1 protein-coding gene is annotated in these 790 nt (G+C 66.6%); it reads right to left on the bottom strand.

All coding sequences use genetic code 11. The features are described from left to right. Nucleotides 1–577 (bottom strand): NAD kinase (locus tag EN935_RS38465; RefSeq protein WP_127374371.1); only part of this gene is annotated, 577 nt, incomplete at its 3' end. Nucleotides 578–790 lie beyond the last annotated feature (213 nt).

Raw genomic sequence — 790 nt, 5'->3', positions numbered from 1 at the left:
GCAGCGCACCGCGCCAGCGGCGCGGGCGAAACGGGCTGACCGGGGTCAGCGCCAGCAGTGGCGCATCGAGCGGCAGGATCGGCCCGTGCGCCGAAAGATTGTAGGCGGTGGATCCGGCAGGCGTCGCGATCATCACGCCGTCGCAGCTCAGCTCCTCGAGCCGGACCTGCTCGTCGACGGTGATACGGATCTTGGCCGTCTGGTAGGATTGGCGCCACAGCGCCACCTCGTTGATCGCCAGCGCCGAAACCGTTTCGCCGTCCGAGGTGACGGCCAGCATCTCCAGCGGGCGGATCGTTTCGGCGACGGCGGCCGCGATACGCTCGGTGAGGCCACCGGACCGGTATTCGTTCATCAGGAAACCGATGGTGCCACGGTTCATGCCATAGACCTTCTTGCCGGTCCCCATCGTGTCGCGCAGGGTCTGCAGCAGGAAGCCGTCACCGCCAAGCGCAACGACGATCTCGGCATCCTCGACGGAGGATTGGCCATAGCGCGCCGACAGGCTTTCCAGCGCCGTCTTGGCGTCAGTGGTGTCGGACGAGACGAAGGCGATACGGCTGGCGGCTTTGCTCATGGCTCCCCGATGACGACCGGTTGGCAGCGGCCGGTTGCTGGGCCGCGCCAGCGCCGGGGTAGCATGGGCGGGGTGCGTCTGCAAAGGGAGCCGCTATTCCGTGACAAGCCATCCCGGATGGCAAGGCGGCCGCGCAACGGCGGGATGCGGACTTGCCGTTCGCGCATCATGTCAAAGGCTACGCGAATGTGATGGTTAAGACCGGGCTTAAGC

The organism is Mesorhizobium sp. M7D.F.Ca.US.004.03.1.1, from assembly GCF_003998635.1.
GTDB lineage: Bacteria > Pseudomonadota > Alphaproteobacteria > Rhizobiales > Rhizobiaceae > Mesorhizobium > Mesorhizobium loti.
This window is presented reverse-complemented; position numbering and strand designations above follow the sequence as displayed.